Origin of the sequence: Rhodococcus pseudokoreensis (assembly GCF_017068395.1) — a bacterium.
GTDB classification, from domain to species: Bacteria; Actinomycetota; Actinomycetes; order Mycobacteriales; family Mycobacteriaceae; genus Rhodococcus_F; species Rhodococcus_F pseudokoreensis.
Genome location: NZ_CP070619.1, coordinates 4,229,758 through 4,253,611 on the forward strand (window position 1 = coordinate 4,229,758; position 23,854 = coordinate 4,253,611).

22 protein-coding genes are annotated in these 23,854 nt (G+C 67.7%); 15 read left to right on the forward strand and 7 right to left on the reverse strand.

The window, feature by feature from the left end:
- Positions 1–21 precede the first annotated feature (21 nt).
- The 7 genes from JWS13_RS24560 to phaZ all read left to right on the forward strand — a co-directional run bounded on the left by JWS13_RS24560 (position 22) and on the right by phaZ (position 7,755).
- Positions 22–1,074 carry a beta-keto acid cleavage family enzyme gene (locus tag JWS13_RS24560; RefSeq protein ID WP_206008004.1) on the forward strand — a complete coding sequence of 351 codons (1,053 nt, stop codon included), beginning with the start codon at positions 22–24 and terminating at the stop codon, positions 1,072–1,074.
- 117 nt (positions 1,075–1,191) lie between these two features.
- A complete protein-coding gene (locus JWS13_RS24565) occupies positions 1,192–2,496 on the forward strand; it encodes an MFS transporter (protein WP_206008005.1) in 1,305 nt (434 codons plus the stop codon).
- Between the two features lie 16 nt (positions 2,497–2,512).
- A complete protein-coding gene (locus tag JWS13_RS24570; protein ID WP_206008006.1) occupies positions 2,513–3,106 on the forward strand; it encodes an RBBP9/YdeN family alpha/beta hydrolase in 594 nt (197 codons plus the stop codon).
- A gap of 67 nt (positions 3,107–3,173) precedes the next feature.
- Positions 3,174–4,742, forward strand: a complete 1,569-nt coding sequence (locus tag JWS13_RS24575) for a long-chain-fatty-acid--CoA ligase (protein WP_206008007.1) — start codon at positions 3,174–3,176, stop codon at positions 4,740–4,742.
- The gene (locus tag JWS13_RS24580) at positions 4,739–6,436 is read left to right on the forward strand and encodes a PHA/PHB synthase family protein (protein WP_206008008.1); all 1,698 of its coding nucleotides are present in this window, start codon (positions 4,739–4,741) and stop codon (positions 6,434–6,436) included. Before JWS13_RS24575 ends, JWS13_RS24580 begins: the two co-directional genes overlap by 4 nt.
- A 27-nt stretch (positions 6,437–6,463) precedes the next feature.
- Positions 6,464–6,916 (forward strand): MaoC family dehydratase, encoded by a 453-nt coding sequence (locus JWS13_RS24585; protein ID WP_206008009.1) that lies wholly within the window; start codon positions 6,464–6,466, stop codon positions 6,914–6,916.
- Positions 6,913–7,755 (forward strand): poly(3-hydroxyalkanoate) depolymerase, encoded by an 843-nt coding sequence (gene phaZ, locus JWS13_RS24590; protein ID WP_206008010.1) that lies wholly within the window; start codon positions 6,913–6,915, stop codon positions 7,753–7,755. Before JWS13_RS24585 ends, phaZ begins: the two co-directional genes overlap by 4 nt.
- Before the next feature lie 12 nt (positions 7,756–7,767).
- Here phaZ and JWS13_RS24595 read toward each other — a convergent pair whose 3' ends face one another.
- Complete coding sequence (locus tag JWS13_RS24595) at positions 7,768–9,459, reverse strand: alpha/beta hydrolase (RefSeq protein ID WP_206008011.1); 1,692 nt, start codon at positions 9,457–9,459, stop codon at positions 7,768–7,770.
- A 60-nt stretch (positions 9,460–9,519) separates the two neighbouring features.
- Positions 9,520–9,927, reverse strand: a complete 408-nt coding sequence (locus tag JWS13_RS24600) for a DUF7144 family membrane protein (protein WP_206008012.1) — start codon at positions 9,925–9,927, stop codon at positions 9,520–9,522.
- A 165-nt stretch (positions 9,928–10,092) separates the two neighbouring features.
- On the opposite strand from JWS13_RS24600, the gene JWS13_RS24605 reads away from it, so the two are divergent.
- Both JWS13_RS24605 and JWS13_RS24610 read left to right on the forward strand, forming a co-directional pair.
- The gene (locus JWS13_RS24605; protein ID WP_206008013.1) at positions 10,093–10,491 is read left to right on the forward strand and encodes a DUF7144 family membrane protein; all 399 of its coding nucleotides are present in this window, start codon (positions 10,093–10,095) and stop codon (positions 10,489–10,491) included.
- 6 nt (positions 10,492–10,497) lie between these two features.
- Entirely contained in the window at positions 10,498–11,904 is a 1,407-nt protein-coding gene (locus JWS13_RS24610; protein ID WP_206008014.1) for a hypothetical protein, read from the forward strand.
- A gap of 190 nt (positions 11,905–12,094) precedes the next feature.
- On the opposite strand, the gene JWS13_RS24620 is transcribed toward JWS13_RS24610, so the two are convergent.
- The 4 genes from JWS13_RS24620 to JWS13_RS24635 all read right to left on the reverse strand — a co-directional run bounded on the left by JWS13_RS24620 (position 12,095) and on the right by JWS13_RS24635 (position 13,577).
- Positions 12,095–12,472 (reverse strand): SHOCT domain-containing protein, encoded by a 378-nt coding sequence (locus JWS13_RS24620; protein WP_206008015.1) that lies wholly within the window; start codon positions 12,470–12,472, stop codon positions 12,095–12,097.
- Positions 12,473–12,502: 30 nt separating this feature from the next.
- Entirely contained in the window at positions 12,503–12,790 is a 288-nt protein-coding gene (locus JWS13_RS24625; protein WP_206008016.1) for an SHOCT domain-containing protein, read from the reverse strand.
- A 34-nt stretch (positions 12,791–12,824) separates the two neighbouring features.
- Positions 12,825–13,274 carry a DUF6325 family protein gene (locus JWS13_RS24630; RefSeq protein ID WP_206008017.1) on the reverse strand — a complete coding sequence of 150 codons (450 nt, stop codon included), beginning with the start codon at positions 13,272–13,274 and terminating at the stop codon, positions 12,825–12,827.
- A 78-nt stretch (positions 13,275–13,352) separates the two neighbouring features.
- Positions 13,353–13,577: a three-helix bundle dimerization domain-containing protein gene (locus JWS13_RS24635; protein ID WP_206008018.1), complete on the reverse strand. Its 225-nt coding sequence runs from the start codon at positions 13,575–13,577 to the stop codon at positions 13,353–13,355.
- A 236-nt stretch (positions 13,578–13,813) separates the two neighbouring features.
- Between JWS13_RS24635 and JWS13_RS24640 the strand changes: the two genes are divergently transcribed.
- From JWS13_RS24640 to JWS13_RS24655, 4 genes are read left to right on the forward strand one after another with little or no spacing between them, the layout of a single operon-like run.
- Positions 13,814–14,212 carry a DUF7144 family membrane protein gene (locus tag JWS13_RS24640; RefSeq protein WP_206008019.1) on the forward strand — a complete coding sequence of 133 codons (399 nt, stop codon included), beginning with the start codon at positions 13,814–13,816 and terminating at the stop codon, positions 14,210–14,212.
- A 23-nt stretch (positions 14,213–14,235) separates the two neighbouring features.
- Positions 14,236–15,075, forward strand: coding sequence for a polyphosphate kinase 2 (gene ppk2, locus JWS13_RS24645; protein WP_206008020.1), 840 nt, complete (start codon positions 14,236–14,238; stop codon positions 15,073–15,075).
- 27 nt (positions 15,076–15,102) lie between these two features.
- Positions 15,103–17,856 (forward strand): cation-translocating P-type ATPase, encoded by a 2,754-nt coding sequence (locus JWS13_RS24650; RefSeq protein ID WP_206008021.1) that lies wholly within the window; start codon positions 15,103–15,105, stop codon positions 17,854–17,856.
- 10 nt (positions 17,857–17,866) lie between these two features.
- Positions 17,867–19,582 (forward strand): SulP family inorganic anion transporter, encoded by a 1,716-nt coding sequence (locus JWS13_RS24655; RefSeq protein WP_206008022.1) that lies wholly within the window; start codon positions 17,867–17,869, stop codon positions 19,580–19,582.
- 5 nt (positions 19,583–19,587) lie between these two features.
- On the opposite strand, the gene JWS13_RS24660 is transcribed toward JWS13_RS24655, so the two are convergent.
- Positions 19,588–20,562, reverse strand: coding sequence for a GlxA family transcriptional regulator (locus JWS13_RS24660; RefSeq protein WP_206008023.1), 975 nt, complete (start codon positions 20,560–20,562; stop codon positions 19,588–19,590).
- A gap of 71 nt (positions 20,563–20,633) precedes the next feature.
- On the opposite strand from JWS13_RS24660, the gene JWS13_RS24665 reads away from it, so the two are divergent.
- Together JWS13_RS24665 and JWS13_RS24670 are read left to right on the forward strand one after the other, a co-directional pair.
- Positions 20,634–21,944, forward strand: coding sequence for an MFS transporter (locus JWS13_RS24665; protein WP_206008024.1), 1,311 nt, complete (start codon positions 20,634–20,636; stop codon positions 21,942–21,944).
- A 50-nt stretch (positions 21,945–21,994) separates the two neighbouring features.
- Entirely contained in the window at positions 21,995–23,845 is a 1,851-nt protein-coding gene (locus tag JWS13_RS24670; RefSeq protein WP_206008025.1) for an AMP-dependent synthetase/ligase, read from the forward strand.
- Positions 23,846–23,854: the final 9 nt, after the last annotated feature.

Genomic DNA, 23,854 nt, shown 5'->3' on the forward strand with positions numbered 1-23,854 from the left:
ATTTCGAAACGGAGAACACCCATGCATTTCCACGACGACGCCCTCTTCCCCGAAACCCAGGAGAAGCTGGTCATCACGTGTGCCCCGTACGGTCCGGAGTGGGAGCCGGACGACTTCCGCGAGGACCTGCCGCTGACGATGGACGAGCACGTCCAGAAGGCGGTCGACTGCTACGAGGCCGGCGCCACCGTGCTGCACATCCACGTCCGCGAACTCGACGGCAAGGGCTCCAAGCGGCTGTCGAAGTTCAACGAACTGCTCGCCGGACTGCGCCAAGCGGTGCCGGACATGATCCTGCAGGTCGGCGGTTCCATCTCCTTCGCCCCCGAGGGTGAGGGGTCGGACGCGAAGTGGCTCTCCGACGACACCCGGCACATGCTCGCCGACCTCGATCCGGCACCGGATCAGGTGACGATCGCGATCAACACCTCGCAGATGAACATCATGGAGCTGATGACCGCCGACGACATCGCCGGCACGTCGATGCAGCGCCCCGAACTGGCCGAGGCGTACCGGGAGATGACGGTCCCGGCCGGCCCGGCGTGGGTCGAGGAGCACCTGCGCCGCCTGCAGGCGGCCGGGATCCAGCCGCACTTCCAGCTGTCGAGCATCCCGCAGCTCGAGACCGTCGAACGGCTCATCCGCCGTGGGATCTACACCGGTCCGCTGAACCTGACCTGGGTCGGTATCGGCGGCGGCTTCGACGGCCCGAACCCGTACAACATCATGAACTTCATCCAGCGGGTCCCGGACGGTGCGTGCCTGACCCTCGAGACCCTCATGCGCAGTGTGTTGCCGGTCAACGCGATGGCGATCGCGATGGGCCTGCACCCGCGCTGCGGGAACGAGGACACGATCTGGGGCCGCAAGGGCGAGAAGATGACGTCGGTCGCGCAGGTCGAGCAGCTGGTCCGGGTGGCCGGGGAACTGGGCCGGGAGGTGGCCACCGGTAAGGAGGCCCGCGACATCTACCGGATCGGTCAGACCTACGCCGATGCCGACGAGACCCTCGCCAAGCTCGGGTACGCCCCGAACCGCCGTCCCGGCCAGGTGGGCTTCACCCAGCACGCCTGATTCCCGCGCCCGGGGGGATTTCGGTCACGACCGGGGAGGGAGCCGGATGCTCCAGGTGAGCACACCCGGCTCCCTCCCCGCACCTTTTATCACTCCTGTCGGCCATAGGAGGCCCTCATGGGACTGCCCACCACCACCGCGGACGCGGTCGTCGAGACCACTGCGCCCGCCCGACGATCCCGGATGTATCCCTGGATCGTCTTCGCGCTCACCTTCGGACTGCTGCTCTCGGACTACATGTCCCGGCAGGTCCTCAGCGCCGTCTTCCCGCTCCTCAAAAGCGAATGGGCGCTGTCCGATTCACAGCTGGCGTCGCTCAGCAGCGTCGTCGCGCTCATGGTCGGCCTGCTGACTCTCCCGCTGTCGCTGCTGGCCGACCGGTGGGGCCGGGTCAAGAGCCTGCTTCTCATGGCCGTCCTGTGGAGCGCAGCCACCCTGCTCTGTGCGCTCGCCACCAACTACGAGCAGATGCTCGGCGCCCGATTCCTCGTCGGTGTCGGCGAAGCCGCCTACGGCAGTGTCGGCATCGCGGTGGTGCTCAGCGTGTTCGCCCCGCGGGTGCACTCCGCACTCAGTGGCGCCTTCATGGGCGGCGGATCGTTCGGTTCCGTGATCGGTGTCGCCCTCGGCGGCGTCATCGCCGTCAACCTCGGCTGGCGCTGGTCGTTCGCCGCGATGGCCGTCTTCGGACTCATCCTCGTCGCCCTGTTCCGCGCACTGGTATCCGAGAAGAAACTGACGGACGCCGCCGTCGTCGAAGACCCCGCCGACACCCCCACCGGTTTCCGGGCCCCGCTCTCGAGCCTCTTCACCACGCCCGCCGTCCTGTTCGCGTACGTCGGTGGTGGCCTGCAGATGTTCACCGCGGGTGTCCTGCTGGCGTGGCTGCCGAGCTTCTTCAACCGGTCGTACGACCTCGCCCCCGACAAGGCCGGTGCGATGGCGTCGATCTTCGTCCTCGCCGTCGGCAGCGGAATGGTGGTGTGCGGCATCATCACCGACCGGGTCAGCCGGGACGATCCCACCAAGAAGTGGACCACGGCCGTGGTGTACGGCGTGCTCTCGCTCGTCTTCCTCGGCGCCGGTTTCCAATTGCCGTCCGGTTCCGCCCAGCTGATCCTGATCGGCATCGGCGCCTTCTTCTCCGCCGGCTCGTCCGGTCCGATCGCCGCGATGGTCGCGAACCTCACCCACTCCTCGGTGCGCGCCTCGGCCTTCGGCACCCTCACACTCGCCAACAACCTTCTCGGACTGGCGCTCGGCCCGTTCGTCGTCGGTCTGCTCGCCGACCGCTTCGGCCTCGTCACCGCCCTGCAGATCGCGCCCCTGATCTACGTCGTCGCGATCGTCGCCCTGATTCTCGGCAAACGCGCCTACCCGGCCGGACGCCGCAAGCTCGCCGCCCTCACCGCAAACTCATAGGAAATTGGAGCCGACCGTGACCACCCCCACCGAACCGACCGTGGTGATCGTGCCCGGACTGCGCGATCACGTCGCCGACCACTGGCAGACACTGCTCGCCGAGCGACTCGACAACGTGCGGACGGTGCCGCCGCTCGAGCGGGACAAGCTCAGTCTCGCCGCGCGGATCGCCGCCCTCGACACCGTCCTCACCGACATCGACGGTCCGGTGGTGCTCGTCGCGCACAGCGCGGGCGTGGCGATCACGGTGCACTGGGCCCAGCAAGCGTCCCGACCCGTTCAGGGCGCCCTGCTGGCCACCCCACCGGACTTCGAGGAGCCACTGCCCGCGGGCTACCCCACACGCGGGGACCTCGACGCGAACGGCTGGAATCCCGTCCCCCGGCGCCGGCTCCCATTCCCCAGCATCGTGGCGGCGAGCACCGACGACCCGCTGGCCCGGTTCCGGCGGGTCGCCGGGATGGCCGAATCGTGGGGCAGCAAGCTCGTCGACCTCGGCGCCGTCGGACACCTCAACCCCGCCTCCGGTTACGGGTACTGGCCGTACGCCGAAGAGCTGCTCCGCGAACTGATCAACTCGACTGCCGCCACCGCCGCGTCGTTCGCCTAGCGAGACGACACCGCCGCGTCGTTCGCCTAGCGCCACAACCCCGTTCCTCACGACGAGAAAGTTCACCGTGCTCAACCTCTCCGTACTCCTCGAAGACTCGGCCCGCCGATTCCCCGACCGTGTCGCCCTGGTGCTCGGTGACCAGCGGATGACCTACGCCGACCTCGACGCCCAGTCGAACCGGGTCGCGAACCTGCTCGTAGCGGCGGGCATCGAACCGGGCGACAAGATCGCCCTGTCGTGCCCCAACATTCCGCAGTTCCCCGTCGTCTACTACGGCATCCTCAAGGCGGGAGCGGTGGTCGTACCGCTCAACGTTCTGCTCAAGGATCGTGAGATCGCATATCACCTCGACGATTCCGATGCCAAGGCCTACTTCTGCTACGAGGGCACCCCCGAACTGCCGATGGGCGAGTACGGACTGTCCGGCTTCGCGCAGAGTCCGCGCTGCCGCGCCCTGTTCCGCATCACCACCGACCCGGCCGCCCCCGCCATGATCGACGGCGTCGGGACGCTCGCCGACGCCGTCGCGCGGCACGACAGTCACTTCGACGCCGTCGTCCGCGAACCCGGGGACACCGCCGTCATCCTGTACACGAGCGGCACCACCGGAAAACCCAAGGGCGCCGAACTCACTCACGCCAACATGGCGCTGAACGCGCTGACCGCCAACCGGCTGTTCGACAGCACACCGGCGACCCACGACCGGTATCTGGTGACGCTGCCGCTGTTCCACTCCTTCGGCCAGACCGTCACCCTCAACGCCGGCATCTCGGTGGGAGCCACCCTCGTGCTGCTGCCCCGGTTCGAGGCGCGCGCCGCACTCGACCTCATCGAGCGGGAGGACATCACCGTCTTCGCCGGCGTGCCCACCATGTACTGGGGTCTGCTCGGTGCCCTCGACGAACATCCCGTCGACATCGAACGCATCGCACGGAACATGCGCCGCGCCATCTCCGGCGGCGCCGCGTTGCCGGTGGAGATCCTCACCCGGTTCGCCGACCGGTTCGGCGTGCAGATCCTCGAGGGCTACGGGCTGTCCGAGACGTCGCCGCTCGCGACGTTCAGCGATCCCGCTCTCGAACCCCGGCCCGGATCGATCGGCGTTCCCGTCTGGGGCATCCAGGCGCGCCTCGTCGACAAGGAGTGGAACACCGTCACCGGCACCGATCAGATCGGCGAGATCGCGCTACGCGGTCACAACATCATGAAGGGCTATTACAACCGGCCCGACGCCACCGCGGAAGTGCTGCGCGACGGCTGGTTCCGCACCGGCGACCTCGCACGCGTCGACGAAGACGGCTTCTACTACATCGTCGACCGCGCCAAGGACCTCATCGTGCGCGGCGGTTTCAACGTCTACCCCCGCGAGATCGAGGACGTCCTCATCGGACACGACGCCGTCTCCCTCGCCGCCGTCGTCGGTGTCCCCGACGACAGCCACGGCGAGGAGGTCAAGGCGTACATCATCCTCGAACCGGGCGCACAGATCACCCCCGGCGAGTTGATCGCGTGGTCCAAGCAGCAGATGGCGAGCTACAAGTACCCGCGCACCGTCGAATTCGTCGACTCCCTGCCGATGACCGCCACCGGCAAGATCCTCAAACGCGAACTCGGCAGGAGCCCCGCCGCATGAACACGACAGTTACCCAGACGACCCCCGACGAGCTGACCGCTCCCCTCGACCTTCTCCTCACCCGCGGAACCCGCGGCGTCGCTGCCCGCATGCTCCCCGACAGTTCGTGGAGCCGGTTCGGCATCAGCCTCGCCGGCAGGCCCCGCACCGTCGCGCTGCGCGGCGGCGCCCTCGTCCGTGAACTCGGTGCGATCGTCGCCGGCACGTCCGACCGGGCTCCCGCGAAGGCCGACAAGCGTTTCGGCGACGCCGCGTGGCAGCAGAATCCCGCCCTGCGGCGGGCCATGCAGGCGTATCTCGCCACCTCCCACACCGCCACTGCCCTGCTCGACGACGCCGACCTGGACTGGCGCGATCACGAACGGATGCGGTTCGTGATCGACAACCTCGTCGAAGGTCTGTCGCCGACCAACAATCCGCTCCTCAGCCCGCTCGGCTGGAAGGCGATGGTGGACACCGGCGGACTCAGTGCTGCGCGCGGTGTCCGGGCCTTCCTCCGCGACATGCAGTCGAGTCCACGGGTTCCTGTCATGGTCGAACCCGACGCGTTCGAGGTCGGGGAACACGTGGCGGCGACGAAGGGCGCCGTGGTGTTCCAGACCCGCACGTTCGAACTGATCCACTATGCGCCGCAGACGGAGACGGTTCACGCGACGCCGTTGTTGATCGTCCCGCCCGTCATCAACAAGTACTACATCCTCGACATCGCGCCGGGCCGCAGCCTGATCGAGCACCTCGTGCAGCAGGGGCAGCAGGTCTTCGCGATCTCCTGGCGCAACCCCCACGCCCGGCACCGGGACTGGGGTGCCGACACGTACGGTGCCGCGATCCTGGAGGCTCTCGACGCGGTGCAGTGCATCGCCGGAACCACGAGCGCCCACGTCCTCGGCACCTGCTCGGGCGGCATCCTCGCCTCGATGGTCGCCGCCCACCTGACCGAGATCGGCGAGGGCGACCGCATCGCCGGCCTCACACTGGCCGTGACCGTTCTCGATCAGACCCGCGCCGGAACGGCGTCGGCGATGATGAGCGAGCGGGCCGCTGCCGCGGCGATCCGGGACTCGGCCGCCAAGGGATACCTCGACGGCCGCACGCTCGCGGAGATGTTCGCGTGGCTGCGTCCCACCGATCTGGTCTGGCGGTACTGGGTCAACAACTACGTGCAGGGCCGGTCGCCCGCCGCGTTCGACGTGCTGTTCTGGAACTCGGACACCACCCGCATGGCCGCGGCACTGCACCGCGACCTCGTCCTCCTCGGACTGCAGAACGCGCTGACGACGCCGGGCGCCGCCACCATGCTCGGCACGCCCGTCGACCTCGGCACGGTGACCGCGGATTCGTACGTCGTCGGCGGATCCGCCGACCACCTCTGCCCGTGGCAGTCCACGTACCGCAGTGCTCGCCTCCTCGGCAGCAAGGACGCCCGGTTCGTGCTGTCGTCGAACGGGCACATCGCCTCACTCGTGAACCCGCCGGGCAACCCGAGGGCGTCGTACCGGTTCGGCGAACCCGTCTCCGAGACCCCGGACGCGTGGCTGGCCACCGCGGAGACGGCGACGGACTCGTGGTGGACCGATTACGCGCACTGGCTCGCCGAACGCAGCGGACCCGACGTCGACGCACCGCACAGTCTCGGTGCCCGGCAGTACCCGCCGCTCGCCCCCGCCCCCGGCACCTACGTCCACCACTCCTGACCCGCTCGTCACCGACAGAGGAACACCATGACCCTGCATCTCACCCACCCCGCCGAACTCATCGAGTCGGTCGGCCGGACCATCGGAACCACCGGCCCCTACAAGGTCCTGCAAGACCAGGTGAACCTGTTCGCGGAGGCGACCGGCGACTTCCAGTGGATCCACACCGATCCGGATCGCGCCGCCGCCGGGCCCTTCGGCGGCACCGTCGCACACGGCTACCTGACGCTGTCGCTGGCGCCGAGCATCCTCGCGGAGGCACTCACCGTCGACGGCGTGAACGCCGCCCTCAACTACGGACTGAACAAGGTCCGGTTCCCGGCCCCGCTGCCCGTCGGCTCCGTTCTGCGCGCCACCGTGGACCTCACCGCAGCCGAACAGAAACCGGCCGGCGTCGAAGCAGTCTTCCGGCTGACCTACGAGATCGACGGCGGAACCCGTCCGGTGTGCGTCGCCGACGTCGTGGTGCTCTACACGTGACGGTGACCGAACTGTTCGGCAGCCGCGACCGGTTCGAGGACAGGATCGTTCCGGTGTGCGGGCTGCGGATCCGGGTGCGGATCCGCACCGGCACCGGCGTGCCCCTCGTGCTGTGCAACGGCATCGGCGCCGGCCTGGAAGTGCTCGAACCGCTGGTCGCCGCGCTGGATCCGGCCACGACGATCATCCGTTTCGACGTCCCGGGCACCGGAGGTTCGCCCGCGTCCCCGGTTCCGTACGCACTCCCGGCCCTCGCCTGTGGTCTGAGCCGGTTGCTCGACGAGATCGGGGTCGGCACCGTCGACGTCCTCGGGTTGTCGTGGGGCGGAGCGCTGGCCCAGCAGTTCGCCCTGCAGCACCCGCGGCGGTGCCGGCGTCTGGTCCTCGTCGCCACCGGCACCGGCGCCCTCATGATTCCGGGTCATCCGCGCGTGCTCTCGAAGATGCTGACCCCGAAGCGGTTCACCGACCCCGCATACGCATCGGCCGTCGCCGGCGACCTGTACGGCGGCGCCGCCCGCCGCGCCGGCGGCGAGGGCGACGTGGCGCGGATCTTCGGGAAGCAGCGGCAGGCCGGGTCCCGGGTCGGCTATCTCCACCAACTCCTCGCGGGCGCCCTGTGGACGAGCCTTCCCGTCCTGCCGCTCATCCGGCAGCCCACACTCGTCGTCGCGGGCACCGACGACCCGATCATTCCCGTCCTCAACGCTCGCATCATGAACGCACTTCTGCCGCACGCGACGTTGCACATCCACCCGGGCGGGCACATCGACATCGTCACCGACGCATCCGGACTCGCACCGGTGGTCGCCGGGTTCCTCGCCGACTCCGGAACCTGAACGGGGAGAGAGTCAGCCGTCCGCTCCCATCTCGGCGAGTACGGTCCGCAGTCGCTCGTTGTCCGCCGGGGTCCAGCCGTCCGGGGGCAGGATCGCGCTCCATGCGTCGGCGATGTCGACGACGTAGGAGTGCCCGTGCCCGTCCGGGACGCCCGTCGACACCGCCATGTCCGCCGCAACCTGCAGGAACGTCACGAACGGGAACCATTGCGTGCTGTCCAGGACGTCGTACCCGCGGTCCTCCTTCAGCCAGTCGGGTTCGCTCACGAGCAGTTCCGGTGCCCACCACACGATCGGGTCGGACGCGTGCTGCAGGTACACCATCCGTGGCTTCCCCCAGGGAGTCTCGGGGCGCGGCAGATCCTCCGGCGCCCGCGCACCGAATCGCACGGTCTCCCCGTCCTCGTAGATCGGAAGCCATTCGGGTGAGCCGGGATCGCGGTTGGTCGTGACGTCCGTCCAGATCTTGTTCGCATTCGGCGGCCCGGTGAACAGCACGCCGTCGGTGCGCGCCTCGATGTCGTCGACACTGCCGAACGCACTCTCGCCGCCGAAGGAGCCCAGGCTCTCCCCCATCACGACCAGTTTCGGACGGGTCTCCGGGGGCAATTTCTTCCACTTGTCGTACACCGCGTCGAATTGTGCCTCCCCCGCCTGCCGGGCCCGCTCCTTGTCCACCAGGAACGACAGCCAGCTGGGGAGATACGAGTACTGCAGCCCGACGATCGCGGTGTCGCCGTTGTACATGTACTCGAGTGAGGAGGCGAGACTTTCGTTGATCCATCCGGTGCCGGTGGTGGTCGCCACGCCGATCACCGCGCGATCGAACCCGCCGGCCCGTTCGAGTTCGTCCGCTGCCAGTTGGGCGCTTTCCCGGATCGAATCGCCACCGCTCGCGAGCCCGGCGTAGACCCGGATCGGTTCCAGCGCGGGCCGTCCGCCGTTGAAAGCGGACAGTTCCTCGACGGTCGGGCCACGCGAGATGAACGACCGGCCCTGCCGCCCCAGCGAATCCCACGTGACCAGCGATTCCGGTCCGCCCGAACGCAGCGTCGTCGTCGGCGGTTCGTCACCGGCCTTGGTCTCCTGGTTGACCGCGGCGAACGAATTGTTCAGACCGGTCATGATCACGCGCACCGCCACCCCGTTGAGGAGTGCGAACAGCAGCGCTACCGCCAGCACGCCGATCACGGTCGCCGAGATCCGCCGCGGCACGACCCGGCTGATCTTGCGTTCGACCCACCGCACCGCCCGCAGCAGCAGCCGGGAGATCGCAACCAACAGGACGAAGATCAGCACCGCCACGATCACCGTGACGAGGTAGCCCGTCCACGGGAACGATGCGGCGCTCATGAGTGCCCGGAGCTCGTCCTGCCAATTCGCGAACCACACCAGCATCACCGCGGTTCCGATGAGCCCGATCCCCAACGCGCCCCACCGAACCCAGGTCTTCACACGGTCCGGGGGCTCCCGCCGCACGAGATGGCGAACCAGAGCGGAACCCAGGAAGCCGAGAGCATAGCCGACCGCCGCCGAGACACCGGTCACCAGTCCCTGGAAGAACGGGCCCCGCGGCAGCAGCGTCGGTGTCAATGAAAGCCACACGAACAGCACTGCGACGACCAGGCCGCCGAACGCATAGCGGTGCGGGAGCCAGCGACGGTGCCGCTCGGGCGGTCGTGTCGATTCGGGTTTGTCGGTCATCTCATGCTCTCCGGACGGGGCGGACGCGACGATTCCTCGTGCCGCAGTTCGAGCAACGACCTAGATGCTCTCCTCGTAGCCCGGGTGCCACGTCGCGACGGCCCAGATCACGAACACGTCGAGCAGAATGATGACGATCGACCACAACGGGTAGTGGGGCAGCCACAGGAAATTCGCAAGGATCGACAACGCGCAGATCACCATCGCCCCGACCCGGGCCCACGTCGCACCGGTGAACAGCATGACGCCGACTATCGCGACGATCACGCCGAGCACGAGGTGGATCCACCCCCACGCCGTCGTGTCGAATTCGTAGACGTATTGCGGCCCCGCCACGACCAAGTCGTCCTTCATCAGCGCCGAGATACCCGAGAGCACGTGCAGTATTCCGATAGTGAGCAGAACTATCGCTGCCACCATGGATGTGGCCGCTGCAACCCCCTGCTTGACCAACGATTGATCGGACATGGCCATCCCCTTCCCGGAGATGCGGTGGGATGGAGACATTGTCGCCGCCCAGTCGCTCGAGGTCAACATGTGCCCGGTACTGGAATCTCGCTGACAGCAGGCAATCCGACGGAGGATACTTACATTCGCCAGTTCATTTCGTACGTTGACGAAAGAGGAACGGTCATGTCCGAGGAATCGCTGGTCAAACAAGGTGTCGCAAAGGGAACCTCGATGGGTGGGGCGGTACTCCTCGTCACCGTCGGCCTGCTCGAGTTCTTCCAGGGTATCTCCGCGATCGCCAAGGACGACGTCATCGTCGTCGGGATCGAGTACACCTACAAATTCGACGTCACCGCGTGGGGATGGTTCCATCTCGTACTCGGCGTGATCGTGGCCGGCGTCGGTATCGCGCTGTTCACCGGAGCCACCTGGGCCCGGGTCGGCGCCATGGTCCTCTGCGCCGTCTCGATCTTCGTCAATTTCCTGTGGCTGCCGTATTACCCCCTGTGGGCGATCACGATCATCGCGCTGAACGCGGTCGTGATCTGGGCGGTCGCCACCTGGAATCCCGAAACGGTCTGATCGACGATGGACGAGGCCACGGGCGCAGACTCACTCGGCAAGGATGAACGCGCCGAACTGCTCCGGTTACGCGAAGAAGTCGCCACCCTGCGAGGCCAGGCGGCGGGTGCCGCTGCCGGTGTTCCCGCCGAGCCGGTTTCCCGCCCACCACGGCAGGGGCTGCGCTGGACGGCCGTGACGATTCTGCTCGTGCTCGTCGCCGTCCTCGCGGTCGCGTCGGTGACCGCCCGCTTCACCCGCAGCCAGATCCTCGACACCGATCGGTACGTGAGCACGGTGGCGCCGCTGGGCTCGAATCCCGCACTGCAGGCGGATATCACGAACCAGATCACCGACGAGATCTTCACCCGAGTCGACGTCGAGGGTCTCACCAAGGAAGCCCTGACCGCGCTGACCGACGTGTCGAATCTCGCCGCGAACGCACCACGCCTCGATCAGGCAGTGATCGGCCTCGCACCGGTGCTCACCAGTCAGGCCAAGAACTTCGTCCATGACACGGTCAGCTCGCTCGTCCGATCCCAGCAGTTCGAGGACCTGTGGATTCAGGCGAACCGCGCGGCGCACAACGCACTCGTGGCGGTGATGACGGGAAACTACGGCCTCAGCTCGGTGGAAGTCGACCAGAGCGGCACCGTCAGCATCTCCCTCGGTACCGTCATCGACCGGGTGAAATCGGAACTCAGCGGACGCGGTTTCGCCTTCGCCGACAAGATCCCGTCGGTGGACAAGCAATTCGTGCTCTTCCAATCTCCCGAACTCGTGAAGGCGCAGCGCGCCGTCCGCGCACTCGACAAGGCCTCGGCGATCCTGCCGTGGCTGGGCATCGCCTGCGCCGCCGCCGCCGTGGCCGTCGCACCCACGGGCCGGAGGCTCCGCGCCCTCGCGCTCGCAGGTCTCGCGATCGCCCTCGGAATGCTCGCTCTCGCCATCGGGATTCTCGTCGGGCGGGCGATCTACCTCGACAGCGTCCCACCCGACGTCCTGTCGCCCGACGCGGCTACGGCGGTCATCGACACGGTGCTGGTTCCGCTGCGGACGAGTCTGCGCGCGGTGGCAGTGCTGGGTCTGGTGATCGCACTCGGCGCCTATCTCATCGGTGGCTCGTCCTCGGCGACCGCGGTGCGTCGCGGCTACGGGCAGGCACTCGACTTCGTCCGGCGGTCCGGCAGCGGCCGGCCACCGAACGAAGTGGAGCGGTGGGCCTATCAGCTCCGCATTCCGTTGCGCTGCGCGGTGATCGGTATCGCCGCGGTGCTGCTGATGTTCTGGCGCTACCCCACCGGGCTGGTCGTCCTGTGGATCGTTCTCATCGGACTGCTGGCGCTCGTGGCGATCGAGTTGCTCGTCCGCCCGGCCCGCAACGCCGCCGCGACGACGACGACGACGGAAGCTATGCCGACGTCTTCGCCTTAGATCGTTTCTGTCGACACCACGCCGGGACGTCACCGCCGGGATCGCGGCCACCATTGGTTGTAACGGGGTGCTGTCGTCGGTGTTGGCCCCGGACAGTCCACGACCAGCGGGATTCCATTCGCTTCGAACAGGAACTGGTAAAGGCGCAGCACAGCCGCCGCGGCTTGGGCAGCCGCGGCGGCGTCGCACGCTACACCAGTGTCTTCGCCTTGATCGCCTGGAACTCGGCCTCGGTGATCGCCCCGGAATCGAGGAGCGCCTTGGCATCCGAGATCTCCTGAGCCGGAGACTTCCCGGCAACGTCCCGAATGTAGGTGTCCTGTGCGTGCTTCACTTGCTGGGCGGCGGCCATGGAGCGCTTCGCCATGCCATCGCTGTTGACGATCAGGTAGATCAGCGCCGACAGGAACGGAATGAAGAACAGGAAGAAGATCCAGATCGCCTTCACCCACCCCGAAGTGTCGCGGTCCCGGAACAGATCGGTGATGATCGAGAACAGCACCGTCAGGTACGCCACGAAGGCGAAACAGACGAAGATGAACCAGAAAAACTCCCAGAAGCCTTCCATTTTCAGTGCTCCGTCCACTCGGTGTTGCGGTCAGGAGGCCAGAATCTTGGCCTTCTCCGTGTTGAACTCTTCCTCGGTGAGAACCCCCTGATCGCGGAGTTCACCGAGTTGTTTCAGGGCGGCAATACGATCCATGCCGCCTGCCGGTGGTGCGGGCTGCGCCGGCGGCGGGGCCTGCGGCGGAGCCTGCTGCTGTTGGGGGGCAGGCTGGTTCGCCGACCACCGCTGACCTTGTCGCCGGGAGACCCGGTTGGAGACGGCGGTCGCGGTGCCGGCCACGACGGCGGTCCGGGCGATCCCGCGCAGAAGTCCTGGCATGATGTGCTCCTCAGCTCTCGATTCGGCGGCCTGTTCAGCTGGAGGCGTCGAGCGCGTCGAGCGCCGCCAGAATGCCCTGGACGGGGATGCGCCCGGACGCCACGAGCTGGGCCCCCTCGCGCCGCAGCGCGGAAGCGAACGGTGCGGCCCAACAATTCTCGTACACGAGAACCGCCCCGGCACACCCGGGCTCGAGCACGGCCGCGGCTTCCTCGAGGTCTGTGCGGTCGATCAGCCCCGATGCCGCTTCGGCGAAGAGCGTCACGTCCACACCGCCCTCGAAACCGAGGTCCTCGATGGCGATACCGGACAGCGCACCGTCGGCATCCTTGCGGGCGAAGATCAGGTCGAGTACCCGGATGATGTTCCGTTCGACGAGATCGATCAGAAGTGGGAGTGCCGATCCGTCGGGTTTCCGGTCTGCAGGGAACTCCACGACGAGATAGTCGATGGGCCCGAGCACGTCGAGATCGTTGTCGTTCACCGCAGGACCTCTTTTCTGAAGACAGCAGCGGCAGCCACACGGGCTTCCGCTCAGTATCCATGAGGGAGTGCGGCACCGCTAGAGAACAAAGTCACCCGATTCGGCCGTCTCGCGGGCCGCGAGATCGCGGCGGGCAGCCTTCTCGACGAGGAGGGGAATGAAGTCACGAACCCTGCTCTCCGCCAGTCGCTTGTGAACAGTGCGCACGATGAGTTCGACGTCGACCGACGAGACCGACGGGTACCGAGTGATCAGGCGCGCGATGACCTTTTCGACTTGAAGCAGTTCGTCGTCCCCGGTCATCGACCAATCGTCATCCCGGCCGCGGGCCACCGTCAAGGCACGAAACGGATTCTCGAACAACACGGTTCGGTTTCATGCCGGTTAATCTCGGTTCCATATCCGTTAATCCTCCTGAATCTGGAGTGAATCCAGTATCCGAGTGCGTCCGAAAATGCTGTTTCACGACTGCGCAGGGGGGGCAACGGCGGACAATGGGCGTACCGGGCCGCCGGCTCGCGGTAGAGAAAGGGACTGTCATGTCCGAGACATCATCGGTCAAGCAGGGCGTCGCGGCAGGAACCTCCATCGGGGCGGCCATCATCCTCGTCACCGTCGGCATCATCCAGTTCTTCCAGGGGGTCGCCGCGGTCGCCGAGAACGAAGTATTCGTCGTCGGTATCGAATACGTCTACAAGCTCGACCTGACCACGTGGGGCTGGATCCACATCGTGCTGGGCATCGTGGTCCTGGGAGTCGGCCTCGCGCTGTTCACCGGAGCGGGCTGGGCGCGGGTGTCCGCGATCGTGGTTGCGGCGATCTCGATCCTCGCCAACTTCCTCTGGCTGCCGTACTACCCGTGGTGGTCGCTGCTCATCATCGCCCTCGACGTCGTCGTCATCTGGGCCGTGTCGACCTGGAAGCCGGACCGGGTCTGATTACCCGGCGGGCGGGGGAAACCGTGGGAAAGAAGAGCAAGCACAAGGCCGGGTCGGAGCTGTCCCGGCCCGACGCCGCCGAGCCCACCGCACCGATGAAGAACAAGGAGTACCGGCGCCTCCTGAAACCCCTCCATGCCGAACTCGTCGCGCTGCAGGAGTGGGTGAAATCATCCGGCGCGAAGGTGTGCATCGTGTTCGAGGGCCGTGACACCGCGGGCAAGGGAGGTGTCATCAAGGCGATCACCGAACGGGTGAGCCCGCGTGTGTTTCGGGTGGTCGCGCTGCCGGCCCCCACTGAACGCGAGAAGTCGCAGATGTACGTGCAGCGGTACCTGCCGCACCTGCCCGCGGGCGGAGAAGTCGTCATCTTCGACCGCAGTTGGTACAACCGCGCGGGAGTCGAACCGGTGCTCGGCTTCTGCACCGAGGAGGAGGCACAGCACTTTCTCGAACTCATCCCGACGGTCGAACGCGCGATCGTCGACTCGGGAGTCATCCTGCTCAAGTACTGGCTGGAAGTGAGCGAGGAACAGCAGACCTCGCGCCTGCAGAGCAGGATCGACGACCCCCGGAAGTACTGGAAGCTGTCGGACCTCGACCTGAAGTCGTACAGCCGCTGGTACGACTACTCCCGCGCGAGGGACCAGATGTTCCACTTCACCGACACAGGCTGGGCACCCTGGTACGTCGCGAACAACGACGACAAGAAGCGCGGACGACTCAACGTCATCACCCACTTGCTGAGCCAGGTCCCGTACGAGCCGCTGGACCGCCCCGACTTCACCCTGCCGAAGCGGCAGAAGGCGGAGGGTTATCAGGAACCGGGGCAACCCCTGCACTGGATTCCCACCCCGTACTGAGGGTCCGAGCCGAAAGGACGAGCGGTCATGGTCTCAACGGAATCCGCGCAGACGCACACGGCCTGGTACGCCCAGGACGCCGATGCCGTCGTCGCCGCGACAGCATCCGATCGGCAGTCGGGCCTGACAGCCGGAGAGGCGGACGAACGGCGCCGACGGCACGGTCCCAACGAGATCGCCTCGGAGCCGGGCCCGTCCGCGTGGGCGATCGCGCTGGCGCAGCTGAAGGATCTGATGAACCTGATGCTGGTCGCGGTGGCCATCGTCAGCGTCGTCATCGACGAGGTCCCGACCGCGATCATCGTCGCGGCGCTCGTCGTGCTCAACGTCGTGCTGGGCACGCGGCAGGAACTGAAGGCGCGCGCCAGCGTCGACGCTCTCGCGAAGATGCAGACACCGCAGGTGCGGGTGACCCGGGACGGGACGCTCCTGCAACTCGCCGCCACCGTCCTGGTGCCGGGCGACATCGTGCAACTCGAGGCCGGCGACGTCGTCCCCGCCGACGGCCGATTGCTCACGTCGGCGACCCTCGAGACCCAGGAGGCGGCGCTGACGGGTGAAAGCGCACCCGTCCCGAAGGACACCCGGACTCTCGGCGCCGCCGACGTCCCGCTCGGCGACCGCAGCAACATGGTCTTCCAGAACACCTCGGTCACCCGCGGCACCGCCACCATGGTGGTCACCGAAACCGGCATGCACACCCAGATGGGCCAGATCGCGTCGATGCTGTCGGCCGTCGCTCCGAGCAAGTCTCCGCTTCAGCGCGAACTGAATTCGCTCACCAAGGTGCTCGGCATCATCGCGTGGACGGCAGTCGCGCTCATCGTGATCCTGGGTGTGATCCGCGGGCAGAGCCTGACGACGGTGCTGTTGCTGGGCATCTCCATGGGGGTCTCCGCGATCCCGACCGGCCTGCCCACGTTCGTGCAGGCGATGCTGGCCTTCGGAGCCCGCCAGCTGGCCGAGGCCAAAGCCGTCGTGAAGAACCTCACCGACGTCGAGACCCTCGGCGCCACCAGCGCGATCAACTCGGACAAGACCGGCACGCTGACGATGAACCAGATGACCGTCCGGTCGCTGTACTTCCACGGCCGGTGGTACACCGTCGACGGCGAGGGATACAACAAGACCGGCCGGATCACCCAGACCGCGGGTGAGGAAACCCCCGACTTCACCCTGCTCGCCTACGGGCTGTGCCTCGACAGCGACGCCACCGTCTCCGACACCGGCGACATCGTCGGCGACCCGACCGAGGCCGCGCTCGTCGTGCTCGCCGCCAAGATCGGCGTCGACGCTCCGCTCACCCGGCGCACGTATCCCCGCGTCGCGGAAGTGCCGTTCGACTCCGCATACAAGTTCATGGCGACGTTCCACCACCTCCAGGTCGACGGCAGCACCGAATTCGTCGAACTCGTCAAGGGTGGGCCCGACGTGGTCCTCGCCCGCTGCAGCGCCGCATACCTGCCGGGCAGGCGGGCGGTGCCGCTCGACGACGTCCGGGAGGAACTGACCGCGGCGAACCGGGAGTTGTCCGAGAAGGGTCTCCGCGTGCTGGCGTTCGCCGCCCGTCGGCTCGACGGGCAGGAGGACTCCGCCGCGGCCGACCCCATGTCGTTCGTCGAAGACCTCACGTTCGTCGGGATGGTCGGCATCATCGACCCGCTGCGGCCGGAGGCGATCGACGCCGTGCGCACCGCCCACGCAGCAGGCATCGAGGTCCGCATGATCACCGGCGACCACGCGATCACCGCGTCCGCGATCGGCGCCGAACTCGGCCTCGGCCCCGGCGCGATCGGCGGCCCCGAACTGCAGGCCATGACCGACGAGGACCTCACTGCGGCCCTCCCGCGCCTGCACGTGTTCGGCCGCGTCACACCACAGGACAAGCTCCGTCTCGCCGACATCATGCAGCGGAGCGGCGCGGTCGTGGCGATGACCGGCGACGCCGTCAACGACGCCGCCGCATTGAAGAAGGCCGACATCGGCGTCGCCATGGGTTCGGGCAGCGAGGTGACGAAACAGGCGGGCAAGATGGTGCTCACCGACGACAACTTCGGAACCCTGATCACCGCGATCCGGCTGGGCCGCAACATCTACGAGAAGATCGTGTCGTACATCCGGTACCAGATGTCGAAACTGTTCTCACTGGTGCTGCTGTTCCTCGTGGCGAGCATCTTCGACATCAACGACGGGGTCGCGCTCACCCCGCTCATGGTGCTGTTCCAGCACTTCTTCATCACGCTGTTCCCCGTCGCGGTCATCATGCTCGACCCGGCGCCGCCGGACCTGATGAACAAGCCGCCCCGCGACCCGCACACGCCGATCGCCAACCGGACGGCATTCGTGCAGTGGCTGGCGTACGGCGTCCTGCAGTTCGCCGTCACCCTCGCCGCGATGCTGCTCGCTCCGGGTGACATGAGCACGACCGAGGCGAGCGTTCCGATGACGACGGCATTCGTGGTGCTGTCGCTCGGATCGATCCTCGCCGGGCTCGTCATGCGGCGCGACCCGGAATCCGGTCTCACCCCACCGATCCTCGGCGCACTGAAGATCCTGTCGATCCCGGTCGTCGTCACCGTGTTCGCGGTCGAGATCGGCTTCCTCCAGGACCTCCTCATGACCACGTCGCTGACCGGCGGGCAGTGGCTCGCCTGCCTCGGCTGGTCGCTGATCATCCCGGTGGTCGTGGAAGCGGAGAAGGCTCTCCGCCGCAGGCGGCACGCGCGGCCGACCACACCGATCTCCGCGGCGGTCGCGGTCGACCCGCAACGTGCGCGCTGAGGCCGGCACCATGGCCTGGACAGGAAGTCTCGCGCAGTTGCCCGGGATCGTGACGGCACGGGCGTACCGCCGCGAGTGGCTGCGACCCGACATCACCGCCGGCCTCGTCCTCACCGCACTGCTCATCCCCGCCGGGATGGGTTACGCGGAGGCCGCCGGGTTGCCCGCCTACGCCGGGCTGTACGCCACGATCGTCCCGCTCCTCGCGTACGCGGTGGTGGGGCCGTCGAAAATCCTTGTTCTCGGACCGGATTCGTCGCTCGCGCCGCTCATCGCCGCGGCCGTCCTGCCCCTCGCGGTCACCGACGATCCGGAGAGCGCCCTGGCCCTCGCAGGCATTCTGGGCGTCCTCATGGGCCTCATCCTCCTGGTCGGCGGGTTCCTGCATCTCGGCTTCGTGACCGAATTGCTGTCGAAGCCCATCCGGCTCGGGTACCTGAATGCGATCGCATTGATCGTCGTCGTCGGCCAGCTACCCAAACTGCTCGGGTTCGACGTCGACGCGTCCGGACTCATCGGGGAGATCGGCGGAATCGGAAAGGCGGTGTTCGGGGGCGACATCGACCCCGTCGCCGCCGCGGTGGGTCTCGGCTCCCTCGCCGTCATCGTGGCGTTCCGCATCTGGATTCCCCGCATCCCCGGCGTTCTGGTGGCGGTGGTCGGGGCGATGATCCTGTCGGCGGCGCTCGGGCTGACCGACGACATCGGGATGGTCGGCGCCCTCCCCTCGGGCCTGCCGCTGCCGTCGTTCGGCGGCGTCGACTGGGGCGACGTCGGACAACTCGTCGGTCCCGCCGCCGGAATCGCCCTGATCGCGTTCGCCGACACGGGCGTGCTCTCGCGCACGTTCGCCGCCCGGCGCGGCGAAGACGTGAACGGCAGCACCGAGATGAAGGCCGTCGGCGTCGCCAACATCGCCGGCGGGCTGTTCGGCGGCTTCCCGATCTCGGCCAGCGGGTCCCGCACCCCGGTCGCCGAACAGAGCGGCGCCCGTACCCAATTGGCGTGCGTCGTCGGCGCCGTCGCGGTGCTGGTCTTCGTCCTCGTCGCCCCCGGTGTCACCGCCTACCTCCCCGACGCGACACTGGGCGCCGTGGTGATCGTCGCGGCCACGGCGCTGGTCGACGTGGACGGCATGGTCCGCATGTGGCGGATGAGCAGCGTCGAATTCGGGCTCGCCGTCGCCGCGTTCCTCGGGGTCGCCCTGGTCGGTGTGCTGCAGGGCATCCTCGTCGCGATCGGCCTGTCGTTCGTCGCCGTGGTCGCGCAGGCCTGGCAGCCGTACCGCACCGAACTCGTCCGGACGGCGGACCGGCCGGGCTTCCACGACGTCGAACGCCACCCCGGCGGGGACCGCATCCCCGGACTGGTGCTGGTGCGCTTCGATGCCCCCCTGTTCTTCGCGAACGGTGAGATCTTCGACGAGTACGTGCGTTCGGTGGTGGCGGAGGCGCCGACCCCGGTCGAATGGGTCGTCGTCGCCGCCGAGCCGATCACCGGACTCGACACCACCGCCGTCGACGAACTCGTCGACCTCGACACCTACCTCGAGGGCAAGGGAATCCACCTGGCGTTCGCGGAGATGAAGGGCCCGATCAAGGATCGGCTCATCCTGTTCGGGGTGGGCGACAGATTCGATGCCACGCACTTCTACCCGACCATCGAGTCCGCGGTGGAGGCGTTCCGCGACCGCGCCGGAAGCGCCGGGGATCCGGCCGAGGACTGACCCGCTCAGACCGCCTGGCCCCGAAACGTTCTGCGATACGCCGACGGCGGCACCCCCAGCACCGCACCCATGTGCTGCCGCAGGGACGTACCGGTTCCGAACCCGACCTCCCGGGCGATGACATCGACGGACAGGTCGGTGGTCTCGAGGAGTTGGCGCGCACGGTCGACCCGGCGGGTGGTCAGCCAGCGGTTCGGGGTGGTCCCGACCTCCTCGCCGAACCGCCGGGTGAACGTGCGGACGCTCATGTTCGCGTGCGCCGCCAACCGGTTCAGCGCCAGCGGTTCGCCGAGGCGGTGCAGCGCCCACTCGCGGGTCGCCGCCGTCGACTCCGACGTGGTCTCCGGGATCGGCCGCTCGATGTACTGGGCCTGCCCGCCGTCGCGCCACGGTGGGACGACGCATCGGCGCGCCACCCGGTTGGCGACGTCCGACCCGTGGTCGCGGCGCACGATGTGCAGGCAGAGGTCCAGTCCGGCGGCGACGCCCGCCGAGGTGAGGATGTGGCCCTCGTCGACGAACAGCACGTCGGGGTCGACCCGGACCTGCGGATAGGTGCGCTGGAAGTGCTCGGTGTTGCGCCAGTGGGTGGTGGCGCGCAGGCCGTCGAGCAACCCCGCCGCGGCGAGGACGTACGAACCCGTGCAGATCGAGACGTACCGCGTGCCGGGCCGGACGAACGCGAGCGCCCGCTCGAGGTCGGCGGGCAGACGGCCCTCGTCGTACGCCGGGCCGAGTTCTAGGGACGCGGGAATCACGACCGTGTCGGCCTCGGCCAGCAACTCCGGGCCGTGGTCCACGGACACCGAGAAGTCGGCGTCCGAGCGCACCGGCCGTCCGTCGGCCGTGCACGTCTGCACGTCGTACAGCAGATTGTCGTCGGCGTCGTGCGCCCGTCCGAAGACCCGCGACGGGATGCCGAGTTCGAACGGGATCACACCGTTCAGGGCGAGCACGACCACACGATGACGCACAACCATGGCCAGATTCTTTCACATGTTGTCATTCCGGCAACTGTTCCGGCGCGGCGCCGTCCCGCAGACTTACCGTCGTGACGTCCGACATCGCGCCCCCGGCACCTCCCGCCCAGACGACCCCAGCCCGCCTGCACTACGCCTGGCTCGTCGCGGCCGTCGCGTTCCTCGCCCTCGTGGGAGCCGCCAGCTTCCGGGCGGCGCCCTCGATCCTGATCGACCCCCTGCACCAGGACTTCGGCTGGTCGCGGGCGAGCATCTCCTCCGCCGTGTCGATCAACCTGGTGCTCTACGGGCTGACGTCACCGTTCGCGGCGGCACTCATGGAACGCTTCGGCATGCGCCGGGTCGTCACCGCCGCGCTGGTCCTGGTGTCCGCAGGCAGCGGACTGACCGTCTTCATGACCGCCACCTGGCAACTCGTACTGCTGTGGGGCGTGCTCGTCGGGCTCGGCACCGGTTCGATGGCGCTCGCCTTCGTCGCCACCGTCGTCGACCGCTGGTTCGTCGCCCGCCGCGGCCTCGTCACCGGCATCCTCACCGCGGGCAGCGCCGCCGGACAACTGGTGTTCCTGCCGATCCTCGCGATGGTCGCCGAACGCTACAACTGGCAGACCGTGGCGCTGACGGTGTCGTTCGCCGCCCTTGCCGTCGTCCCGCTGGTGCTCGTGTTCCTGCGCAACCGGCCGTCGGACGTCGGGACGGTCCCGTACGGCGCCGGGCCCGACTACGTCGCGGAACCACCCGCCCCGACCGGTCGCGGCGGCGCCGCGGGCCGGGCCGTGACGGTACTGCTGTCGGCGGCTCGGACCCGCGTGTTCTGGTTGCTGGCCGGCACGTTCGCCATCTGCGGGGCGAGCACCAACGGACTCGTCGGCACCCATTTCGTCCCGGCCGCGCACGACCACGGCATGCCGGTGACGGCAGCGGCGACCCTGCTGGCGGTGATCGGGATCTTCGACGTGATCGGCACCATCGCGTCGGGCTGGTTCACCGACCGGTTCGACTCACGCAAGCTCCTCGGCATCTACTACGTGCTGCGCGGGATCTCGCTGATGCTGCTGCCGATCCTGTTCGCGAACACCGTGCACCCCCCGATGATCGCGTTCGTCATCTTCTACGGCCTCGACTGGGTGGCGACCGTCCCCCCGACCGTCGCGCTGTGCCGCAAACACTTCGGCGGCGACGCCCCCATCGTGTTCGGCTGGGTGCTGGCGTCCCACCAGATCGGCGCCGGCCTCGTGGCGTTCCTCGCGGGACTGGTGCGCGACCAGTTCGGCGGCTACGACGCCGCGTTCTACGTCGCGGGCGGGCTGTGCGCGATCGCGGCCGTGATGTCTCTCGCCATCGTCGCGAAACCCCGCACGGTGGCATCCGGGGTCGCGTGACCCGCGCCGAAACCACTCCCCGGAGCGCCGCCGGTTCCTAAGATCGGTACATGGCAGCTCAGCGCGCATCGGACGAAGTCATTGACCGCTCCAAGATCGAGAATCGGGCTCCGTCGGTAGCCGCACTGTTCGTGGACCGGGTGGCGCACTCGCCCGGTCGCGAAGCGTTCCGATACGTCGACCCGGACGACCCGACGATGTGGGCCAGCGTCACCTGGTCCGAGGCGGGCGACCGGGTGCGCAACCTCGCGGCCGGTCTCATCGTGCTCGGCGTGCAGGCCGAGCAACGGGTGGCGCTGGCGTCCGCCACCCGCTACGAATGGGTGCTCGCCGACCTCGCCGTGATGTGCGCCGGCGCGGCCACCACCACCGTGTACCCCACCACCACGGCCGCCGACGTCGCCTACATCGTCGCCAACTCCGGCAGCCGCGTCGTCTTCGCCGAGGACGACGCACAACTCGCCAAGCTGCGCGAGAACCGCAGCGAACTCGGCGACGTCGAGAAGGTCGTCCTCATCGACGGCAGCCCCGGCGACGACGATTGGGTCATCACGTTCGACCAGCTACACGACCTCGGCGAAGAACTGCTGGCCGAGACACCCGACGCCGTGCACGACCGGATCGAGGCCATCGACCCCGACGACCTCGCCACCCTGATCTACACGTCCGGCACCACCGGCAAGCCGAAGGGTGTGCGACTGTCGCACTCGGCGTGGACGTACGAGGCGGCCGCGATCGACGCCACCGGCATCCTCGACGCCGACGACCTGCAATACCTCTGGCTCCCGCTGTCCCACGTGTTCGGGAAGGTCCTGCTCACGCTGCCGCTGCAGATCGGTTTCGCGACGGCGGTCGACGGTCGCGTCGACAAGATCGTCGAGAACCTCGCGGTCGTCCAGCCCACGTTCATGGGCGCCGCCCCCCGCATCTTCGAGAAGGCGTACGCGCGAATCGTCTCCACCGTCCGCGACGAGGGCGGGCCGAAGGAGAAGATCTTCGACTGGGCCATCGGCGTCGGGCTGCGGGTGTCGAAGGCCAAGCAGGCCGGCAAGGGTCCGTCGCTGCTCGACTCGCTACAGCACGCCGTCGCGGATCGGCTGGTGTACAGCACGATTCGCGAACGCTTCGGCGGACGCCTGAAGTTCTTCATCTCCGGTTCCGCGGCGCTCAATCGTGATGTCGCGCAATGGTTCGACGCCGTCGGCATCGTCGTCCTCGAAGGGTACGGGCTGTCCGAGACCAGTGCCGCCTCGTTCGTCAACCGCCCGTCGGCGTACCAGTTCGGCACCGTCGGCTGGCCCATCCCGGGCACCGAGACCCGGATCGCCGACGACGGCGAAATCCTCATCAAGGGTCCGGGCGTCATGAGCGGCTACCACGAGAACCCCGAAGCCACAGCGGAAGCGCTGACCGACGACGGCTGGTTCCACACCGGCGACATCGGCGAACTCGACGACAAAGGCTACCTGCGGATCACCGATCGCAAGAAGGACATGTTCAAGACGTCCAACGGCAAATACGTCGCACCGTCCGCGCTGGCGGCCACGTTCAAGGGCATCTGCCCCTACGTCGGTGAACTCATCGTCGACGGCGAAGGGAAGTCGTACTGCGTCGCCCTGATCTCCCTCGACGCCGAATCGATCGAGGAATGGGCGAAGAACAACAACCTGGGCGGCAAATCTCTCGCCGAGATCGCCAACGCCCAGGAGACCCGCAACCTGATCGGAGGTTACGTCGAGGAACTCAACGCCGGCCTGAACCGGTGGGAACAGATCAAGAAGTTCCGCATCCTCGAACGGGAACTCACCGTCGAGAACGGCGAGATCACCCCGAGCATGAAACTCAAGCGCAAGGTCGTGATGACCAACTTCTCGGGCGAACTGGAAAATCTCTACACCTGAGTTGACCCT